Source organism: Streptomyces griseocarneus (assembly GCF_014655595.1).
In the GTDB taxonomy this organism is placed as follows: domain Bacteria; phylum Actinomycetota; class Actinomycetes; order Streptomycetales; family Streptomycetaceae; genus Streptomyces; species Streptomyces griseocarneus.
The window spans coordinates 16,334-33,252 of sequence record NZ_BNBL01000005.1 but is presented as its reverse complement, the minus strand read 5'-3'; the positions used below and the strand labels follow the sequence as shown (position 1 = coordinate 33,252).

The window sequence follows — 16,919 nt, the reverse complement described above, 5'->3', positions numbered from 1 at the left end:
GGGGCCGCTTTCGGCGGGACGGCCGGGCCCGGTCCGGTATGACGACGTCATGCAGAAGATCACGCCGTTTCTGTGGTTCGACGACCAGGCCGAGGAGGCGGTGCGCCACTACATGTCCGTCTTCGGCGATTCCCGGATCGTGGACGTGCAGCGCTACGGCGAGGCCGGGCCGGGGAAGGCCGGGACGGTCATGACCGTCACCTTCGAGCTCGCGGGCCAGCAGTTCATCGCGCTCAACGGCGGGCCGCACTTCACCTTCAACGAGGCCGTCTCGCTGTCCGTCGACTGCGTCACCCAGGAGGAGGTCGACGAGCTCTGGGAGAAGCTCGGCGCCGGCGGCGAGGAGGGCCAGTGCGGCTGGCTGAAGGACCGGTTCGGGCTGTGGTGGCAGGTCAACCCGAGGAAGCTGAACGAGCTGCTGAGCGACCCCGACCCGGTCAAGGCGGGCCGGGTCATGAAGGCCATGCTCCAGATGAAGAAGATCGACATTCAGGCGCTGGTGGACGCCTACGAGCAGTGAGCGCGGGCGCGTACGCGTACGCCGCTCACTCGTGGAGCCAGTAGCTGACACAGTCCAGCCACCGCTCGAACAGCCGCGCGTCGCCGAGGATCTCGACGTCCGTGCCGGGGTACGGGCGCCGGCCGTAGACGGCCAGCAACAGGCCGGTCAGCGGGCCGCGTACGGTCACGGCGGCCGCCTCGTGCGCCCGGCGCCAGGTGATCGTGTCGCCGGTGAGGTCGACCAGCCACCCGGCCCCGTCTCCGGGTGCGGTGTCGGTGGCGTGGAACTGCAGGGTGGCGCCGGGGCCGAGCAGCTCGCGCGTCGCGGGCGCCTCCTCGAAGACCTGCGGCAGCGAGCCGAACGCCATCCACTCGTCGAGGCCGTCGGCGGCCACGCGCTCGTCGACGGTGAAGTCCGCGCCCACCGCCTGCGCGGCGTCGGCCCGGTGGACGACCGTCTCGTGCGTCATCCGGCGGGCCCAGAACCCGATGGACTCGCCCGGGACCACCGTCCAGACCTCCGCGTGGGGCCCGGCGGCGCGCAGCGCGTCCGCCAGCCGCCCGGCCCCCTCCTCGAGCCGGCCGGCGAGGACGGCGGCCCCCTGGCCGATGTCGCCGGAGACGTCGTTGACCAGGTCGTCGGGGACGGGTTCCGTCGCCCGGGTCCGTACGATCGACTCGACCCAGCGATGGGCACCGGCGACGTGGAGCAGCAGTTGGCCGAGGTTCCAGCCCGGGCAGGACGGCACGGGGACCGTGAGGTCGGCGTCCTTGACGGTGGACGCCAAGTGGCGGGTCTGGGCGACGATTTCGGAGCAGTGGGCCTCGTACCGCGCGGGAGTCATGACCTCACGGTAGACCGGGGGAAGCCGGTGGCGCCCGGGCTTTACGGCCGGCCGGTCGGCGACCGCACGGGATGCGAGGGGCGGCACGCGACGCGGGCGGCCTGTTCCGGCTATTCCGGCTGTCTCCCGCGCGCGTAGCGGTGCCGGGCCCAGGCCGGCAGCCCGAACCAGCACAGCAGGAACCACGTGCTGAGCCCCGCGACGATCCAGGGCACCGCCGAGGAGTGCAGGGCGATGCGCAGGACGAGCAGGAGTGCCGAGACGATCGTGGCCAGGAGCAGCACGACGCCCACGAGCGTCAGCCGGGAGGCCCAGGTGACGGTCTGGGGCTTGAGGCGGTGCCCCGTGACGAGCCGGTGGAAGGAGACGGGCCCGATGAGGGCTCCCATGGTGGCCGCGCCGAGCACGACGGTGACGATGTAGATGGTCCGGTCCGTGGCCGTGAGGGTCGTGAACTTGGGCGTGAAGACGACGGTCAGCAGGAAGCCGAAGAGGATCTGGACGCCGGTCTGGGCGACGCGGACCTCCTGGAGCAGTTCGTTCCAGCGGCGGTCGGCGCGTTCCTCGGGCGACTCGTGACGCCCGGTCCGCGGCTGCCGGCCCGCCGGTGCGTCCCGGGCGTCGTCCGCGCCCCGGCCCCGCCGGGCGCCGGGGCGGTCCGGGGTGTTGTCGTGTGCTCCGTTCCGCGGCATGCCGGCCCGTCCTTTTCGTCCTGCCCACGCTGCCCTCGCCGGGCGGGGTCCGCATCCGGAGAGGGCCACAGGGTGGCGCGTACCGTTCGCGCGGCGGAAGAGGGCGGGGTAGACATGGGGTATGGCCCGAATCCGGGGCCGCTCCTGGAGGCCATCGGGTCGCTGGTTCGCCGGTCGGCGCCGAGGTAGCCGGCGTGAGCGGCGACAGTGGCGCGCGGGCGCACGGCTGCCGTGGGCTCGGCGCCTGCGGTCGGTCGCCGACCGCAGCGTCGCCGGGCAGATGTTCGTGCTGCAGGTCCTGATCGTGCTGCTGCTCATCGTGGCGGCGGTGGTGACGCTGCTGCTGCAGGCGCGCAGCGACAGGTTCCAGGCGGCGCGCGACCGCTCGCTGGCGGCCGCCGAGGCCTTCTCCCACTCACCGGGCCTGGTGGAGACCATGCGCGGCCCCAACCCGTCCGCCAAGCTCCAGCCGCTGACCGAGGCCGCCCGCCGCCAGGGCGGCGTCGACTTCCTCGTGGTGATGAACCGCGACGGCATCCGCTACACCCACCCCTCACCGCAGGAGATCGGCAAGAAGTTCGTCGGCACGATCGCGCCATCGTTGCAGGGCCATGTCACGGTCGAGGACGTCCATGGCCCCCTGGGCGAGGAACTGCAGGTCGTGGTGCCGGTGACGGACCGCGGCAAGGTCGTCGGCATGGTCTCGTCCGGGCTCAAGGTCAGCTCGGTGAGCAGCGCGGTCGACCGGCAGCTGCCGGTCGTCCTGGGCACCGGCGCCGTCACCCTCGCGCTCGCGACGGGCGGCACGGCGCTGGTGACCCGCCGGCTGCGGCGGCAGACCCACGGTCTCGGCCCGGTCGAGATGACCCGGATGTACGAGCACCACGACGCGGTTCTGCACGCGGTGCGCGAGGGCGTGGTCATCGTCAGCGGCGACGGCCACGTCCTGCTCGCCAACGACGAGGCGCGCCGGCTCCTGGACCTGCCCCCGGACGTGGAGGGGCAGAGCGTCGGCGCCCTGGGCCTCGACCCCCGGATGGCCGAGCTCCTCGCGTCCCGCCGGGTGGCCACCGACGAGGTGCTGCCCGTCGGGGACCGGCTGCTGGCGGTGAACCAGCGGCCGACCGACCGCCGGGGCGGGCCGCCGGGCAGCGTGGCCACCCTGCGGGACTCCACCGAGCTGCGCGCGCTCGCGGGCAAGGCGGAGGTGGCGCGTGGCCGGCTGCGGCTGCTGTACGAGGCGAGCGTGGCCATCGGTACCACCCTGGACGTGCAGCGCACCGCCGAGGAACTCGCCGAGGTGGCCTCCCCCCGGTTCGCCGACTACGTCTCCGTCGACCTGGCCGAGCCGGTGCTGCGCGGCGAGGAGCCCCGGACCGGGCTGGGCCACGAGGCCCCGGAGCTGCGCCGGGTGGCGCTGAGCGGCACCCCGGACGACCATCCCCTGTACCGGGCGGGAGAGGTGCACAGCTTCGCCGCGACCACCCCGCAGGCGACGGGCTTCGTCACCGGACAGGCCGTGATCGTGCCCGACCTGCGGGTCTCCGCGGGCTGGCGCACCCAGGACCCCGCCCGCACGCAGGAGATCCTCGACTACGGCTTCCACTCGCTCATCACCGTTCCGCTCAAGGCGCGCGGGGTCCTGATGGGCATCGTGAACTTCTGGCGGGCGCAGAGCAGCGAGACGTTCGAGGAGGACGACCTGTCCCTGGCCGAGGAGCTGTCGGCCAGGGCGGCGGTGTGCATCGACAACGCCCGCCGCTTCACCCGCGAGCACACCATGGCCGTGACCCTGCAGCACAGCCTGCTGCCGCGCGGCGTGCCCGAGCAGAGCGCCCTCGACATCGCCTACCGCTATCTGCCGGCCCAGGCCGGGGTGGGCGGCGACTGGTTCGACGTGATCCCGCTGCCCGGCGCCCGGGTGGCCCTGGTCGTGGGTGACGTGGTCGGCCACGGGCTGCACGCCGCCGCGACGATGGGCCGGCTGCGCACGGCCGTGCAGAACTTCTCCTCCCTGGACCTGCCGCCGGACGAGCTCCTGAGCCACCTCGACGAGCTGATCGGCCGGATCGACCAGGAGGCGGCGGACGTGGACGGGGAGGCGGCGATCGCCGGCGCCACGTGCCTGTACGCGATCTACGACCCGTCCAGCGGCATGTGCAGCATGGCCCGGGCCGGCCATCCGCTGCCGGCGCTGGTGCGTCCCGACGGCACGGTGGAGTTCCCGGAGCTGCCCGCGGGGCCGCCGCTCGGCCTGGGCGGGCTGCCCTTCGAGGCCGTGGAGCTGCAGCTGCCCGAGGGCAGCAGCCTGGCCCTGTACACCGACGGGCTCATCGAGGACCGCACGCGGGACATCGACGTCGGCCTGGAGATCCTCGCCACCACGCTGGCGCAGCCCGGCCGGTCGCCGCAGGAGATCTGCGACGCGGTGCTCGGTGCGCTGCTGCCCGCGCGCCAGGCCGACGACATCGCCCTGGTCATCGCCCGTACCCGGGTCCTGGAGGCCGACCGGATCGCCACCTGGGAGCTGCCCGCCGACCCGGCGGTGGTGGCGGCCGCGCGGGCGGACGTCACCCGGCAGCTGGGCGAGTGGGGCCTGGAGGAGGCGGGGTTCACCACCGAGCTGATCCTCAGCGAGCTGATCACCAATGCCATCCGGCACGCCACCGGCCCGATCGGCGTCCGGCTGCTCCATGACCGGGCCCTGATCTGCGAGGTGTCCGACACCAGCAGCACCTCGCCGCACCTGCGCTACGCGGCGGCCGAGGACGAGGGCGGCCGCGGCCTGTTCCTGGTGGCACAGCTGGCCGAGCGCTGGGGCACCCGGTACACGGCCGAGGGCAAGGTGATCTGGGCCGAGCAGCTGCTGCCGTGAGGTGGCGCGCGACGGCGGCGTACGGCCGGGTCAGTGGCTCCCGGGCGCGTGGAGCCCGTCGAAGACGCGGTGCAGCATCCGCGACAGCTCCGCGCGCTCGGACGGGTTCAGCGGGGCGAGGATCCCGTCCCGGACCGTGCCGGCCTCGTGCTCGAGCTCGCCCAGCAGGGACCGGCCGGCGGGGGTGATGTCGACGCGCACCCGGCGGCGGTCGGCCGGGTCCTGGCGGCGCTCGACGGCGCCGCCGGCGACGAGCGTGTCGATCACCTTCGCCACGTCACTGGGGTGCAGGTCCAGCCGGGACGCCAGCTCCCGCTGGATGTGCGGGCCGAAGTCCGCGAGGGCGGCCAGCACCGCCATGTGCCACAGCCGCAGGCCGCGGGTGGCCAGGCGCTCGGAGAGCCGGGCGCGGGCCGTCTTGCCGATCTTCGACAGGACGTAGGTGTCGAGCCGCAGGAGGCTGGGGGGAAGGTCCATACCGACATCATAGGTCAGCACCTATAGTAGGTGCGTACCTACGAATGGAGCCGCCACCGTGGACGCCCTGTACTGCCGCCTGCTCACCACCCGTTTCGCCGACTGCTTCGCCTTCTACGCCGCCGTCCTGCCGGAGCTGACCGGCGCCGTCCTGCAGAAGGGCACCGCGGCGGGCCCGTACGCCAACTGGGACGTCGACGGCCAGGCCGCCCTCGCGCTCTTCGACCGCGCCGCGATGGCGGCGGTCGCCGGCACCACGGTCCTGCCCGCCGGGCCGTCCGCCGCCCAGGACCGGGTGATGTTCGTCTGCCGGGTCCGGGACGTGGACGCCGCACTGGCGCTGTGCCTGCGCCACGGCGCCTCCCCGGTCGCCCCCGCCACCGACCGGCCCGACTGGGGCCCGGACCTGCGCACCGCCCATCTCCGCGACCCCGAGGGCCATCTGATAGAGCTTCAGTCCTACTGAGGGCGCGGAAGCCACCCATCGGTGTGGCGGACCTCCGTGTCGGCGCCGGTACGGGTGTCCGGGGCCGCCGCCGGCCGCTATCGTCCCGGCGAGGTCGCCGCCAGGCCGTCATCCGAGGCCGCCACCCGAAGGAGCCCGCCGTGCCCGCACCGGCCATCGATCACCACGCCACCGACTACAGCCTCGCGCACGCCTACTGGCTGGCGCGGGCCGCCGAGCTCGCCTACCACGACGAGGGTGCCATCGAACGGGAGGCGAAGAGCTGGGGGTTCGGCCGGGTGCGCCACCACCACACGCGGTTCACCCCGCCGTTCCCCCTGGAGGACACCCAGGCGTACACGATCGCCGGGGACCACATGATCATCACTGCGTTCCGGGGCACCGAGCCGGCGCAGATCCGCGACTGGCTGTCGGACGCCACCACCCCGCCGTGGCCCGGCCCGGCGCGTACGGGCTACGTCCACTACGGCTTCGGCCAGGCGCTGGAGTCCGTCTTCCCCGGCGTCCGGGACGCGCTCGCGGAGTTCCGCGACAACGGCCAGACCGTGTGGTTCACCGGCCACAGCCTGGGCGGCGCGCTGGCGATGCTCGCCGGGTGCCGCATGCACCTGGAGGAACCGAGGCTGCAGGCGGACGGGATCTACACCTTCGGGCAGCCCCGCACCTGCGACCGTGTCCTCGCCGACGCCCACAACAGGGGCTTCAAGAAGCGGATGTACCGCTTCGTCAACAACAACGACATCGTGCCGCAGCTGCCGCCCGAGCCCGCCTACACCCACGTCGACGCGCTGCGCTACATCGACTCCTCCGGGAAGGTGCGCGAGTCCGTCACCCTGCTGGGCGGCGTGACCGACCGCCTCAAGGGCGCCACCGCGGACCCCTTCGCCCCGGCCTCCGACGGGATCAGGGACCACTCGATGAAGAAGTACCTCGCGGCCCTGGAGAAGAACCTCGCCTGAGCCCTTCCGCGGCCCCGCCCCGCCGCCTTCTTCCGGCGTGCTGAATCCCCGCCCGGCAGATCCCCGGCGGGGCGGACCGCGAGTAGTTTCCGGGCCGACGGCAAGCCGCCCCCGGGAAAGGCCAGCAGATGACCCAGGCACCCGACAGACCCGACGCCCGACGTCCCCTCATACCCGGGCGGAGCGGGACGGCCCCGGCGACGTCCCTCTTCGTCAACGGATTCTTCCCCGGCCGCCGGACCCTGGTCATCGCCCTGGCCGCGCTCTTCGGATTCGCGCTGACGGTGGTGTGGTCGGCCGAGTTCGTCGACCGGACCATCGGCGGCAACGTCGCCGACACGCTGCTGGGCCACGACTCGCGCGAGACCCCCATCACCGGAGCCCTGGGCGGGATCGCCTTCGCCCTCGCCACCGGGGTGGCGGGCACGTTCACCGCCTGCAATGTGGCCGCCTTCAGCGCCATCGCCCCGCTGGCCGGGTGCGTGCCGACCCGGCGCGGGCGGATGGCCCACATGATCAGGCCGCTGGGCCTGCTGGCCGCGGGATCGGTCGCGGTGTCGGCGGTCTACGGCGTGATCGTCGCGCTGGCCGGCACCCGCATGCCCCAGTTCCAGGCCTCCACCACGGCGGGCGGCTTCTCGCCCCGGCTGATCCAGGCCATGGTGGTGTTCGGCCTGGTCGGCCTGTTCATGGCCTATCTCGGCCTCGCCTCGCTGGGCCTGGTCCGCGATCCGCTGGCCCGCCTCTCGGCACGCTTCCCCAACGCCCCGATGGTCGTCATGGGCGCGCTGACCGGCTCGTTCCTCATAGGCCGCCCCTATCCGCTGTTCCGTCAGCTCTTCCGCGACGCGGCGGAGAGCCACAACGTCCTCTACGGCGCCGCGGCGTTCAGCCTGCAGGCCCTCGGCAACATCCTGATCATGGCCGTGCTCTTCCTGCTCGTCGCCGGGCTGGCGGGCGAGCGGCTGTACGGCTGGTTCGCCGCGAAGCCCAGCCGCGCGTCCGCGCTGACGGCGGCGGCCTTCATCGCCGCGGGCGTGTTCATGGTCCTGTACTGGGACGTGAGGATCCTCGCCCGCCGGGACCTCATCTGGTACCCGCTGGCCCCCTGGGCCTGACCTTCCGGGCCGCCGCACGCGGAAAAACCGGCTGACCCCGCCCCGTCCGGCGAGGCAGGCTGGGGGCATGGACGAACGACGGACCGTACGGGTCTCGAAGTACCTCTCGCAGCACCTGCGCCACCGGCCCGGACACATCGGCATCAGCCTCGACCCGCAGGGCTGGGTGGACGTCGACGTCCTGCTGGCCGCCGCGGCGGCCCACGGCTTCCCCATCAGCCGCCGGGAGCTGGAGCACGTGGTGGCCACGAACGACAAGCAGCGGTTCGCGCTGGAGGAGGACCGGATCCGGGCACGGCAGGGGCATTCGGTCGCGGTGGACCTCGGGCTGCCGGCGGCCGAGCCCCCGCCGTACCTCTTCCACGGCACCGTCTCCCGCACCGTGGCGGCGATACGGGCCGAGGGACTGTCGCCCATGGGCCGCCACCACGTGCACCTGTCGGCCGACCGGGAGACCGCCGAGCGCGTCGGCGCCCGGCGCGGCAAGCCCGTGGTGCTGGCGGTGGACGCCGCGGCGATGCGCGCGGCGGGGCACGTCTTCCGGGTGACGGAGAACGGGGTGTGGCTGACGGAGACCGTGCCGCCGCGGTTCCTCCGCTTCCCCGGCTGACCCGCACGCCTTCGGCCCCGGGCGGGGTCAACCTCCGGGCGACGCCCGTCACGCCGAGGGGCGGTCCCGGCGCCGCGCCTGCCGGGGAGAGCGGCGGCGGCGCCCCATACTGCGATCACCGCTCACCCCACCGGGCCCGGCGCGCGTGGTCAGGAGGACCCTCCCGAAATGATCGACACTTCGTCCGGGGCGTACGCGTCCCGTCGCGGCATGCTGTACGCGCTCGCGGCCGCGAGCGGCCTCGCCCTGGGCGGCGGGCCCGGCACCACCGCCGCGGCGGGCGCCCGGCGGGCGACGCCCGGCACGCGGCCGGACGCCGCGAAGGCCCGGGAGATCCGCGACGAATTCCTCCACGCCTGGGAGGGGTACAAGCGGTACGCCTGGGGCCACGACGAGGTCCTGCCGGTCTCGGGCGGCCACCGCGAGTTCTTCGCCCGGGGGTACCCGGTCGGCCTGTCGATCGTCGAGGCGCTCGACACCCACCATCTGATGGGGCTCGACGACGAGACCGACCGGTGCGTTCGGTGGATCCTCGACCACCTGGACTTCGACATCGACGCCGACTTCCAGGTCTTCGAGACGACCATCCGCCTGGTCGGCGGCCTGCTCGCGGGCTATCTCGCCACCGGCAGGCGGGCCCTGCTCGACCTCTGCGCCGACCTCACCGACCGGCTGCTGCCGGCCTTCACCAAGTCGCCGACCGGCATGCCCTACCGGTACGTCAACCTCCGCACCGGCCGCGTCTCGGGCGCCGTCTCGCCGGTGGCCGAGATCGGCACCAACATCCTGGAGTTCGGCGTCCTGTCCGAGCTCACCGGCGACCCCCGCTACCGCCGGGCCGCCAAGCGCGCCATGCGCGCGGTGGTGGAACGCCGTTCGCGGCTGGACCTGCTCGCCACCACCATGAACGTCGAGACCGGCCGGTGGGCCGACCAGCAGGCCATCGCCGTCGACCCACCCGCGGATTCGTTCTACGAGTACCTGTGGGGCGCGTGGGAGATGTTCGGCGACGAGGACTGCCGGGACTGGTTCCGCACGCTCGACGACGCGCTGCGCCGGCACCAGACCGAGCGGACCGACGGGCTGCTCTGGTTCCGGCACGTCGACTTCCGCACCGGGGCGACCACGAGCCGGCGCCAGTCCTCCCTGGCCGTCGCCATCCTGCCCGTGGGCGGCGACAACGACCTCGCGGCCGACTACTACCGGTCGTGGACGGCCGTCCTCGACAAGTACTCCGTCATCCCGGAACAGATCGACTGCACCCGTCTGCAGGCCGTCGACCCCAGGAACGAGCTGCGCCCCGAGTACGCCAACTGCGCCTTCCAGCTCTACTGGCAGACGGGCGATCCGTACTACCGCACGACGGCCTGGCGCTACTTCCAGAACCTCAGGAAGCACCACCGCGTCCCGGGCGGCTACACGGTCGTCACCGATGTCACCCGGCGGCCCATGCCCAAGGGCGACCACTGCCCCGCCTACGTCTTCGCCGAGAACTTCAAGTGGCTCTACCTCACCTTCGCCGACACCCCCCGCTTCGACTACGCCCACGGCTACCTCAGCACCGAGGGCAAGGTGCTCCGCGGCCTGCGCCGCGCATGAGGGCGTGAGGCCCCGCATGAGGCCGCCCGAGCGTTCGTTCATCCATGCGCACACACCCCGATATCACCCGTAAGCCGTATTTCATGTTCGGCCGGGAAAGCGGAAAAATGTCCCTCATGGTCGCGTCCGAAGCACCCGCACGCCCCGTCCCCGGGCCGCGCGGCCTGCCCCTGCTCGGCAATCTCCTCGCCTTCGGCAGGGATCCGCTGGCCTTCTTCAGCCGGCTGCGCGACGACTACGGCGACGTCGTCACCTGGCGGCTCGGCCCGCGCAGGAGCCTCTTCCTCTCCCGCCCCGACCACATCGCCGAACTCCTCGCGGCGGTCGAGCAGACCTACGAGCCCCTCGAGATCGGCTGGGCCCTCAAACAGCTGCTCGGCGACAGCGTCCTGCTGAGCAAGGGCGCCGACTGGCGCCGCAAGCGGGCCCTGGTCCAGCCGACCGTCCGCCCCCGCCACGTGCGCACGTACGCCGCCACCATGGTCGACTGCTCGACCGCGCTGGCCGGCACCTGGCGCGACGGGCAACGCCTCGACGTGCGCCGCGAGATGACGCGGCTCACGCAGCGGATCGTGGTCCGCACCCTCTTCGGGAACGACCTCGAGGACGACGGCGGCCGCCTCGGCGACGCGATGGCCGTGATCCAGCGCGAGCTGGCGACGGAGCTGCGGGGCGGCGTCAATCTGTTCCTGCCGTCCTGGGCGCGGCCGCCCTGGCGGCGCCGCCTGCTGGCCGCCGTGGCGGTGGTCGACGCGGAGATCCGGCGGCTGATCGACGCACGGCGGTCCGCGGACCCCGCCGACGCCCGCCAGGACGACCTGCTGGGCCGCCTCCTCGCCGCCCGCGACGAGGACGGCCGCGCCCTGACGGCCCGTGAGGTGCGCGACGAGGCCGTGACGCTGTGGGCAGCGGGCCACGAGACCACCTCCACGACCCTGACCTGGACCTGGCTGCTGCTCGCGCGCTCCCCCGACGCCCGCGCCCGGCTCACCGAGGAGCTGGACCGGGTGCTCGGCGGCCGGCCGCCCGCGTACGAGGACTACGAACGGCTCCCCTGGACCCGGCAGGTCGTCAAGGAGGCGCTGCGCCTGTACCCGCCCGCGTGGGTCATCACCGCCGTGGCCGGGAAGGAGGCCGCGCTGGACGGGGCCCCCGTCCGGGCGGGCACGGTCATGTGGTGCAGCCAGTGGGCCACCCACCGCGACCCCCGGTGGTTCCGCGACCCGGCGGCCTTCCGGCCCGAGCGCTGGGACGCCGGCGCCCCGGACGTCGTGCCGGACCACGCGTGGTTCCCCTTCGGCGGGGGACAACGCACCTGCCTCGGCGCGCGCTTCGCGCTCGTCGAGGCGACGCTGGTGCTGGCCGCGCTGGCCCAGCGCTTCCACCTCGAGGCCGACCCCCACGACGGCGTGCCCGCCGTGGGCCTCCTCCTCCTGCCGGCCGTCCCGGTCCGGGCGACCGTGCGGGCGCGGTAGGCGCGGCAGAGGTCCGGGCCCTCAGGGCTCCCGGCGCGCGAGCCGCTTGGCCATGACGTGTTCCCTCCGGCCGTCGGGCCGCGCCTCGCCGCGCCGGCCGGTGTCCTCGAGCCCGTGGCGCCGGTAGAGCGCGATCGCCCGGGCGTTGTCGGGTGCCACCTCGAGCCGCAGGACCTCCGCTCCCCCGCGCCGGGCCCAGTCCTCCACCGCCCGTACGAGGCGGTCCCCCACGCCCCGGCCCCGCGCGCCGGGTCCGACCCACAGCGAGATCAGCTCGACGACGCCGGCCCCGGGACCGGGGACGCCGCTGGCCATGCCGGCTGACTCCCCGTCGACCACGGCGACCAGGTCGAGCGAGCCGGGGATGCTCAGGCGCGCCCGCCACCGTTCCTCCGTGTCGCCGTCGCCCTGCCAGTCCGCGAGCCGCGAGCCGAAGGCGTCCGGCGCGTCCGCGAGCGCCGCCAGGCGCAGGCGCCGCCACACCGGCCAGTCGTCCGCTGTCAGTTCCCTCGTTTCGATCACTCGGGGAGGGTGGCGCGTGGCGGCCGATCGGCGCAACTCACCCGGCGGCTCCCGCCGCGGGGCGTGAGGCTTGCGGATAGTCGCACCGGAGGTGGCCGTGCCCCTGCCCTTCTCACGAGGCGTACTGCCGCGCACTTCCGTCGCCGCAGCACTCGCCGCCGTACTCATGCCGCTGGCGTCTCTGGCGCCCCTGACGCCTTCTGACGCGTCGGCAGCTCCGGCCGCGCCCGCGCGCAGGGACGATTCCGGGCACGCCTTCCGGCACCCCGGCGTCCTGCTGACCCGGACTCAGCTGAACCGGGTCCGCGCGCGGGTCCGCGACGGCGCCGAGCCGTGGGCGTCGGCGTTCGAGGCCATGCGGTCCAGCGCGTACGGATCGCTCGACTACACGGCGGCGCCGGTCGAGGTCGTACGGTGCCCGCCCGGTTCCCGCCCCGGCCGGGGGTGCGTGGAGGAGAGGCGGGACGCGATCGCCGCCTACACCCACGCCCTGCTGTGGTCCGTCACCCGCGACCGCGCGCACGCCCGGAAGGCCGTCGAGATCATGGACGCCTGGTCGGCGGTGGTGGAGGAGCACACCGAGGGCAACGCGCCGCTGCAGGCCGCCTGGTCCGGCAGCTCCTGGGCACGGGCCGGGGAGATCATGCGCTACACCTACGACGGCTGGCCCGGCGCCCGGGTGCGGCGGTTCGCCACGATGCTGCGCACCGCCTACCTGCCCCTGACCGCGCCCGGCGCCCCGGACTACAACGGCAACTGGGACCTGACCATGGCCGACGCGAGCATGGGCATCGCGGTCTTCCTCGACGACACCGAGGCCTTCGAGACGGCTCTGCGCCGCTTCCGCGACCGCGTTCCCGCCTACTTCTACCTGCGCTCGGACGGGCCGCTGCCGCAGCGGCCGCGGGGCAGCCGCGTCACGTCGGCGGACGAGGTCAGGGAGTACTGGTTCGGCCAGCGCAGGTTCGTGGACGGCCTCGCGCAGGAGACCTGCCGCAACTTCACGCACGTCGGCTACGCCCTCGCGGCCACCGCCCACGTAGCGGAGACCGCCTGGCACCAGGGCGTCGACCTCTACGACGAGGTCGCCGAGCGGCTGCGCGCGGCGCTGGACTTCCACGCCCGCTACCAGCTGGGCGACCCGGTCCCCCCGTGGCTGTGCGAGGGGAAGCTGAAGGTGAGGATGGGGCCCGACACCGAGGTGCTCCTCAACCACCTGGGCAACCGCCGGGGATGGGCGCTCCGGGACCCCGAGGAGGCCGCCCTGCCGGCGCGCCGCCGCGGGACGGACAACCTGTTCGTGGCGTGGGAGACCCTGACCCACACGGACAACCCCGGCTGAGAGGGTCCTCCCGGCCGGGGGCGTCCGCCGTGGCGTTCCCCGCCGTCGGCGGTTCGTTCCGTCAGTAGCGCAGGACGGCCGCCAGGCGGTCCTCGGAGGCGAGGGTGTCGTCCGGGACGAACTCGATGTCCGCGCCGCTCTGGAGCGCGTTCTCCACGATCTCGTCCACGACGTCCTCGTGGATGGAGGGGTCCGCCAGCAGGGGCTCGGTGGGCGTCTCCACCCGCTGGGGGTGGCCGCCGTTCCCGTCGAGCTTCGCGGTCACCTGGTAGTGGTCCTCGATCGCGAGGAGGGCCACCCGGCCCTGGCGTACGGTCTGCCAGATCTCGTCCAGGCCCGAGGTGTAGCGCTTCTGGCCGCGGGCGTCGCTGAGGCGGCGCAGCACCTCGCCCTGGCGCGACGAGCGGCGCGCGTCGAAGGCGGGGTGCAGCAGCTCGAAGAGCTCGTGCGCGGACTTCGAGCTCGCCCCGCCGTTCTCGACGCGGGCCGTGATGGCGCCGGTGCCGGGGAGCAGCTTCTCGAACAGGGCGATCTGTTCCCGCAGGCCGACGACGTACAGCGGCCGGGGCGTGCGGTCCACCACGGGCGCCAGGGCGCCCGCGACGGTGCGCATGTACTGGCGCTCGCGCTCGAGGTGGGCCTCCTCGCGGGGCGTCAGCGCGTGCTTGCCGACCTTGTCGAAGTGGCGGCCGGGGAGTGCGTCCTCGTGGTCGGGGAGCGCGGGGCGGACCGGGAAGCCGTCGCCGGTGACCTCGGTGAGGTTCTCGCCCGCGCCGTCCCACAGGCGGCTCTCGCTCTCGGAGAGGACCAGAGCCCAGTAGGGCTCCTCGACGATGCGGGCGGCGACCAGGTTGCGGGTCAGGAAGGTGTCCGAGACGACCACCCGCTGGGGTACCGAACGCGGCAGGTACCAGACCTGGTGCTCGCCCGGTGCGGCCAGGATCAGCAGGCCGTCGGTGGTGTGGGTGAGGTCGACCTCCGCGGCCGCGGCGTCGAGACGGTTCTCGACGTCGGTCCGGGCGGCCCGGGTCACCCGGGGATCCTCGGCGAGCCGCCGCTTGGCCTCCGCGACCGTGTTGCGCAGCCGCACCCCGTCCTCGGTGCTGTACGGCGAGCGCCGGGTGGTGGGGAGCAGCAGTGACACGGCCGGGTAGTCGCGCGGACGGCGCAGGTCACGGAGTGTCTCGTCGGTCAGTGCGCCGATGTCCATCGGTCATCCTCCTCGGGCCCACAGGATGCCTCCAGGTGACCAGAGTCGCGGCCGGGCGGCCAGTCGGGCGCGGCCGCCCGGAGCATCGCCGCACGTCGGCGCGCCCGGCCGTGGACAGGTGTGCGTCGTTGACGCCGGGGAAAGGAATCAGCCACGATCGGAAGTGTCCGGACGCTCCGGCGTCACGGCCCGCCCACGGTGAGGAGCCGCCGATGTCCCACCCGCGGCGACAGGGCTTGATCCTCGACTTCGGCGGGGTGCTGACCACCCCGGTGTCGGAGAGCGCCCGCGCCTTCTGCCTGAGCGAGGGCCTGGCCCCCGATGCCTTCGCGGACGTCGTCTCGGCCGATCCGGTGGGCCGGGAGCTGTTCGCGGACCTGGAGCGCGGGGTGCTCCCCCAGGCGGAGTGGAACGCGCGCACGGCCGACCTGCTGGGCGTCGGCGCCACGAACCTCCTCGGCCGCGTCCTGGCCGAGGTACGGCCCGAGCCCGTGCTGGTCGGCGCCGCGCGGGCGGCCCGCGCCGCCGGGGTGAGGGTGGGCGTGCTGTCGAACAGCCTCGGCTCCGGGCCGTACGACCCGTACGAGGGCCACGAGCTCGGCACGCGGTACGACGTCGTGGTGCTGTCCGGCGACCACGGCCTGCGCAAGCCCGAGCCCGGGCTGTACGCCATCATGCTGGAGCGGATGGACCTGCCGGCCGCCGCGTGCGTCTACGTGGACGACTCCGCCCGCAATCTCACGCCCGCCCAGGACCTGGGGATGGCCGTCGTGCGGCACACCGCCCCCGCCGACACCGTCGTCCGGCTCGAGGAGCTGCTCGGCGTCCCGCTGGGCGGTTAGGGCCTAATCCGGCTCCTGGCCGCGGGCCGCCGCGGTGACGGCGGTGTGGATGGCGTCCTCGCGCAGCACGGTGAGGAAGGGGATCAGGAGCAGGGCGCAGGCCAGGGCGCCGAGGGCGAAGACCGTGCGCGGACCGGAGACCTGGGCCAGCACGCCGGCCAGGGCCGCGCCCACGGGCATGCCGCCCCAGCCGATCATGCGGCTGGCGCTGGAGACCCGGCCCAGGAGGGCGTCGGGGATCAGGCGCTGCCGGAGGGTGACGACGGTGACGTTCCACAGTCCGCTGCCGATCCCGCCCAGGAGGGTGGCCGCGCCGACGGCCCACACCCGGTCGGTCAGGGCCGGCGTGGCCAGCATGATCACGCTGGTGATCACGTCGATGGCCAGCAGGTTGCGGACGCCGATGGCGCGCTGGACGCGCCCGGCGACGAGCGAGCCCAGCACGCCGCCGACGGCGAGGGTGGTCAGCAGCAGGCCGTAGCCGGTGCCGCTGAGGCCCATGGGCCCGGGCGCGACCGCGTACAGGACCAGGACGGCCGTCCAGGCGCTCCACGCCCCCGCCATCACGCACACCATGCCGGCCAGGCCGCGCAGCAGCCGGTGGCGCCAGAGGAAGCGCAGCCCCTCGGCGAGCTCGGCCCGCAGCGAGCGCAGGGCGGGCCCGTCGCCGGCGGCCCGGGGCGGCGGGTAGGGGCCCCGGAAGAGGAGCAGCAGGGCGCCGGCCGCCACGAGGTAGGCGCCGGCCGTCCCCAGGACGGCGACGGTGGCCCCGGCCGCGACGAGCAGGCCGCCCAGCGGCGGCCCGGCGAATTCGTTCAGCGACGAGCGGGTGCTCTCCAGCCGGGAATTGGCGGTGTCGAGCCGGTCCCGCCCGACGACCATGGGCAGGACGGAGGAGGTGCACAGGTCGGCCGCGATCTCGGCCGTGCCCAGCAGGAAGGCCGTGGCGTACAGGGCCGGCAGCGGTGCCGCGTCGCCGGTGATGGCGAGGGCCAGCAGCGCCAGGGCGGCCACCCGCAGCACATGGGCGGCGAGGATCAGCCGGCCGCGCTCGACGCGGTCGATGAGGACGCCGATGAGGAGGGTGCACAGCACGTACGGCAGGGTCTGCGCCCACTTCACCCCGGCCACCAGCCCGGGCGACGACGTCAGGGTGAGGGCGATCAGCGGAAACGTGATCACGACCAGGCCGTCCGCCAGATTGCTCACCGCGTAGGCGGTCCACAGTCCGGCGAAGTCACGTGCGCCGGCCTCTCGCGCCGGTGCGGTCACCGCGGCTCCTGTTCGTCGGGGTTCAGTGGGGTTCCATGGGGTTCGTGGCGGGTTTCCTGGGGTCGGGGAGGCAGTGAACGACCGCCTCCGGCCTGTCGGAGGCGGTCGTCCAGG

16 protein-coding genes are annotated in these 16,919 nt (G+C 73.9%); 10 read left to right on the top strand and 6 right to left on the bottom strand.

Annotated features, from left to right (window positions below; genetic code table 11):
- The first annotated feature begins 49 nt into the window (after positions 1–49).
- Positions 50–520, top strand: a complete 471-nt coding sequence (locus IE295_RS14175) for a VOC family protein (protein WP_190063983.1) — start codon at positions 50–52, stop codon at positions 518–520.
- Positions 521–545: 25 nt separating this feature from the next.
- Here the strand turns inward: IE295_RS14175 and IE295_RS14170 are convergent, their stop codons facing one another.
- Together IE295_RS14170 and IE295_RS14165 are read right to left on the bottom strand one after the other, a co-directional pair.
- A complete protein-coding gene (locus tag IE295_RS14170) occupies positions 546–1,346 on the bottom strand; it encodes a maleylpyruvate isomerase family mycothiol-dependent enzyme (RefSeq protein ID WP_190063982.1) in 801 nt (266 codons plus the stop codon).
- A 110-nt stretch (positions 1,347–1,456) separates the two neighbouring features.
- The gene (locus tag IE295_RS14165; RefSeq protein WP_224323591.1) at positions 1,457–2,038 is read right to left on the bottom strand and encodes a DUF6328 family protein; all 582 of its coding nucleotides are present in this window, start codon (positions 2,036–2,038) and stop codon (positions 1,457–1,459) included.
- Positions 2,039–2,159: 121 nt separating this feature from the next.
- Here IE295_RS14165 and IE295_RS14160 point away from each other — a divergent pair, with 121 nt between their 5' ends.
- On the top strand, positions 2,160–4,913 hold the full coding sequence (locus IE295_RS14160) for a SpoIIE family protein phosphatase (protein WP_190063981.1): 2,754 nt from the start codon (positions 2,160–2,162) through the stop codon (positions 4,911–4,913).
- A gap of 30 nt (positions 4,914–4,943) precedes the next feature.
- Here the strand turns inward: IE295_RS14160 and IE295_RS14155 are convergent, their stop codons facing one another.
- Positions 4,944–5,390, bottom strand: a complete 447-nt coding sequence (locus IE295_RS14155; RefSeq protein WP_190063980.1) for a MarR family winged helix-turn-helix transcriptional regulator — start codon at positions 5,388–5,390, stop codon at positions 4,944–4,946.
- A gap of 58 nt (positions 5,391–5,448) precedes the next feature.
- Here IE295_RS14155 and IE295_RS14150 point away from each other — a divergent pair, with 58 nt between their 5' ends.
- From IE295_RS14150 to IE295_RS14125, 6 genes are all read left to right on the top strand, one after another.
- A complete protein-coding gene (locus IE295_RS14150) occupies positions 5,449–5,856 on the top strand; it encodes a VOC family protein (RefSeq protein WP_190063979.1) in 408 nt (135 codons plus the stop codon).
- 140 nt (positions 5,857–5,996) lie between these two features.
- Positions 5,997–6,815 (top strand): lipase family protein, encoded by an 819-nt coding sequence (locus IE295_RS14145; RefSeq protein ID WP_190063978.1) that lies wholly within the window; start codon positions 5,997–5,999, stop codon positions 6,813–6,815.
- A gap of 128 nt (positions 6,816–6,943) precedes the next feature.
- Complete coding sequence (locus IE295_RS14140; RefSeq protein ID WP_190063977.1) at positions 6,944–7,933, top strand: hypothetical protein; 990 nt, start codon at positions 6,944–6,946, stop codon at positions 7,931–7,933.
- A 67-nt stretch (positions 7,934–8,000) separates the two neighbouring features.
- On the top strand, positions 8,001–8,543 hold the full coding sequence (locus IE295_RS14135; RefSeq protein WP_190063976.1) for an RNA 2'-phosphotransferase: 543 nt from the start codon (positions 8,001–8,003) through the stop codon (positions 8,541–8,543).
- A 168-nt stretch (positions 8,544–8,711) separates the two neighbouring features.
- Complete coding sequence (locus tag IE295_RS14130) at positions 8,712–10,142, top strand: glycoside hydrolase family 47 protein (RefSeq protein WP_190063975.1); 1,431 nt, start codon at positions 8,712–8,714, stop codon at positions 10,140–10,142.
- A 116-nt stretch (positions 10,143–10,258) separates the two neighbouring features.
- Positions 10,259–11,617 carry a cytochrome P450 gene (locus IE295_RS14125; protein WP_224323593.1) on the top strand — a complete coding sequence of 453 codons (1,359 nt, stop codon included), beginning with the start codon at positions 10,259–10,261 and terminating at the stop codon, positions 11,615–11,617.
- Between the two features lie 21 nt (positions 11,618–11,638).
- Here IE295_RS14125 and IE295_RS14120 read toward each other — a convergent pair whose 3' ends face one another.
- The gene (locus tag IE295_RS14120) at positions 11,639–12,139 is read right to left on the bottom strand and encodes a GNAT family N-acetyltransferase (RefSeq protein ID WP_190063973.1); all 501 of its coding nucleotides are present in this window, start codon (positions 12,137–12,139) and stop codon (positions 11,639–11,641) included.
- 166 nt (positions 12,140–12,305) lie between these two features.
- Between IE295_RS14120 and IE295_RS14115 the strand changes: the two genes are divergently transcribed.
- Positions 12,306–13,481 carry an alginate lyase family protein gene (locus IE295_RS14115; protein ID WP_190064363.1) on the top strand — a complete coding sequence of 392 codons (1,176 nt, stop codon included), beginning with the start codon at positions 12,306–12,308 and terminating at the stop codon, positions 13,479–13,481.
- Positions 13,482–13,542: 61 nt separating this feature from the next.
- Here the strand turns inward: IE295_RS14115 and IE295_RS14110 are convergent, their stop codons facing one another.
- Positions 13,543–14,691, bottom strand: coding sequence for a baeRF3 domain-containing protein (locus tag IE295_RS14110; protein ID WP_190063972.1), 1,149 nt, complete (start codon positions 14,689–14,691; stop codon positions 13,543–13,545).
- Positions 14,692–14,903: 212 nt separating this feature from the next.
- Between IE295_RS14110 and IE295_RS14105 the strand changes: the two genes are divergently transcribed.
- The gene (locus IE295_RS14105) at positions 14,904–15,533 is read left to right on the top strand and encodes an HAD-IA family hydrolase (protein WP_190063971.1); all 630 of its coding nucleotides are present in this window, start codon (positions 14,904–14,906) and stop codon (positions 15,531–15,533) included.
- A gap of 3 nt (positions 15,534–15,536) precedes the next feature.
- On the opposite strand, the gene IE295_RS14100 is transcribed toward IE295_RS14105, so the two are convergent.
- Entirely contained in the window at positions 15,537–16,805 is a 1,269-nt protein-coding gene (locus IE295_RS14100; RefSeq protein WP_190063970.1) for an MFS transporter, read from the bottom strand.
- Positions 16,806–16,919: the final 114 nt, after the last annotated feature.

Excerpts from the sequence above, each read along its gene's own strand:
- IE295_RS14170 (WP_190063982.1), bottom strand. The coding sequence starts at position 1,346 with ATGACTCCCGCGCGGTACGAGGCCCACTGCTCCGAAATCGTCGCCCAG.
- IE295_RS14160 (WP_190063981.1), top strand. The coding sequence starts at position 2,160 with ATGGCCCGAATCCGGGGCCGCTCCTGGAGGCCATCGGGTCGCTGGTTC.
- IE295_RS14135 (WP_190063976.1), top strand. The coding sequence starts at position 8,001 with ATGGACGAACGACGGACCGTACGGGTCTCGAAGTACCTCTCGCAGCAC.
- IE295_RS14140 (WP_190063977.1), top strand. The coding sequence starts at position 6,944 with ATGACCCAGGCACCCGACAGACCCGACGCCCGACGTCCCCTCATACCC.
- IE295_RS14130 (WP_190063975.1), top strand. The coding sequence starts at position 8,712 with ATGATCGACACTTCGTCCGGGGCGTACGCGTCCCGTCGCGGCATGCTG.
- IE295_RS14110 (WP_190063972.1), bottom strand. The coding sequence starts at position 14,691 with ATGGACATCGGCGCACTGACCGACGAGACACTCCGTGACCTGCGCCGT.
- IE295_RS14155 (WP_190063980.1), bottom strand. The coding sequence starts at position 5,390 with ATGGACCTTCCCCCCAGCCTCCTGCGGCTCGACACCTACGTCCTGTCG.
- IE295_RS14165 (WP_224323591.1), bottom strand. The coding sequence starts at position 2,038 with ATGCCGCGGAACGGAGCACACGACAACACCCCGGACCGCCCCGGCGCC.
- IE295_RS14175 (WP_190063983.1), top strand. The coding sequence starts at position 50 with ATGCAGAAGATCACGCCGTTTCTGTGGTTCGACGACCAGGCCGAGGAG.
- IE295_RS14105 (WP_190063971.1), top strand. The coding sequence starts at position 14,904 with ATGTCCCACCCGCGGCGACAGGGCTTGATCCTCGACTTCGGCGGGGTG.
- IE295_RS14115 (WP_190064363.1), top strand. The coding sequence starts at position 12,306 with ATGCCGCTGGCGTCTCTGGCGCCCCTGACGCCTTCTGACGCGTCGGCA.
- IE295_RS14125 (WP_224323593.1), top strand. The coding sequence starts at position 10,259 with ATGGTCGCGTCCGAAGCACCCGCACGCCCCGTCCCCGGGCCGCGCGGC.